Source organism: Tissierellales bacterium, assembly GCA_035301805.1.
In the GTDB taxonomy this organism is placed as follows: domain Bacteria; phylum Bacillota; class Clostridia; order Tissierellales; family DATGTQ01; genus DATGTQ01.
In genome coordinates this window covers 1-2,041 of sequence record DATGTQ010000020.1, presented here as the reverse complement: position 1 = coordinate 2,041, position 2,041 = coordinate 1, and the positions used below count along the sequence as shown (strand labels likewise).

Here is a 2,041-nt window from a genome sequence, read left to right as displayed (position 1 = left end):
CACTCCTTTTGACTATAAATTAAGTTAAATACAATCGATTGCATTTAACTTAATAAATTTTTCTAGAATTCTTATTAACTATATAACTGAGTTTCTAATAGTTAATTTTGAGTCTAAAACTTCTACCTTTTTATTTGTCAGGTCTTTTGTATTTATTAACCCTAGTAAACGTTCTACAGATCTTTCCCCAATTTCATAAAAAGGCTGAGAAACTGTTGTTAGTGGTGGATCAATAAAACTACTTATTTTTACATCATCAAAGCCCATTATTGATATATCTTCTGGTACTTTTAATCCTGAGTCCTTAATTGCCCTAACTGCATCTATAGCTTTGTAGTCATTTGTAGCAAAAATTCCATCTATTTTATTTCTATTTTCTTCTTTACTAAAATAATCTTTAAGCAATTCATAACAACTTAACCCTGAATTAGATGAATTAAAGCATATTTCGTCTACTACTTCTAATTCATTGTCAGCTAAAGCTTCTCTATAGCCTTTAAATCTTTCCATATAAAGATTTAAATTTAAATCTCCGTTTACTATTCCAATCTTTCTTAATCCTCTATTTATCATATAAGAAACAGCTTCGTAGGAGGCTTCACAGTTGTTTGTTACTACAGAATTAAAGTCTTCTCCAATATTTCTAATTATTAATACTACTGGGATGTTTTCTTTAATTAACTGATAAATATGTTTAGAATTTTCAGTTGAAGTTGCTGTAGCAAAGATGAAACCATCTATCCATCTGTTTTTTAACATATTAACGGCAGCTACTTCATTATCAATATTTTCATCAGTATTTATTAGAACAACATTAAATCCATTATTTCTAGCAGCATCTTCAATCCCTCTAACTATTGATGGAAATATAGGGTTTTGAATATCAGGAATTATTAATCCTATAACATTTGATTTTCCTTCTTTTAATCCCTTTGCCATTAAGTTTGGTTTGTAATTTAACTCTTTTACTGCCTTCATAACTTTAGCTTTTGTCTCTTCACTTACTGGTATATTACCACTTAAGGCTCGAGATACAGTACTAGTAGATACCCCTGCCAGTTTTGCAACATCTTTAATGGTGTACATATTAATATCCCTTTCTTTGAGTTTTAATATCTATTATAAATGATCCGCAATATGTTTTCCAACTTGAGATGCTTTTCCTTCTCTACCTTTTAAATATTTTTCTAAATACATCTCCTTATCTCTTATTACACAACCTGTAACTCCTCCATCTCTCATCATTTCAGTACATTTACTACAGGATATACAGCATTTCTTAGGATCTAATCCATCGCTATTTATAATATCTCTGGCAAAGTTAGGATATGCAAAAGATTGTCTTCCGAAGCCTACTAGTTGACAATATCCTTTTTCTATAGCTCCTGCCATAACATGGGGTGCAAATTCTCTTAACCAACTAAATCCAGGAGCTATTACCTTTATTTCTGGAACTTCTTTGGAAATAGTTTTTGTAAGTTCTATAAATCTTGCAATAGCTTCTAAAGGATGTTCTTTAGGTACATAAGGTCCTGTGTCATATGGTCTTCCTATATGAGGATTATAGTAGGGGTTACCTGCTGTTACATTTAATATTTCTACTCCTCTTTTAGAAAGTTCTTTTATTAACCTTATTGGTTCTTCAAGGTCTGGTTTAATCCCTTCTTCTTTTGATACACCAAAACCATAGGGATAAGGGTGTGCATCATAAACGTTTAATCTTACTGTAATTCCAATACTATCTCCAAGTTTTTCTTTTATTTTATCTATAATATTAAGTAAAAATCTAGTTCTATTTTCAAAAGAACCACCATATTTACCCTCTCGAGTATGGGAAGATAATAACTCAGAACATAAATATCTATGACATGCTTTTATGTCTACTGCATCGAATCCAGCTTCTTTAGCTAGTTCAGCAGCCTTTACAAATTTATCTTCTAGTAATTCTAATTCTTCATCAGTAATAATATGGTAATGTTCTATTTCTTTTTTATCTAAGTATGGATTCCTTACTGGAACTATAGGCTCCATATTTTTAACT

The 2,041-nt window shown here is 30.4% G+C and carries 2 protein-coding genes; both read right to left on the bottom strand.

Annotated features, from left to right (window positions below; translation table 11 throughout):
• Positions 1-78: 78 nt before the first annotated feature.
• On the bottom strand, positions 79-1,086 hold the full coding sequence (locus VK071_00925) for a LacI family DNA-binding transcriptional regulator (protein ID HLR33879.1): 1,008 nt from the start codon (positions 1,084-1,086) through the stop codon (positions 79-81).
• Between the two features lie 33 nt (positions 1,087-1,119).
• On the bottom strand, positions 1,120-2,041 hold a 922-nt coding region (locus VK071_00920), incomplete at its 5' end, for a hypothetical protein (protein HLR33878.1).

Coding starts and splice junctions, on each gene's coding strand:
- VK071_00925 (HLR33879.1), bottom strand. CDS start 1,086: ATGTACACCATTAAAGATGTTGCAAAACTGGCAGGGGTATCTACTAGT.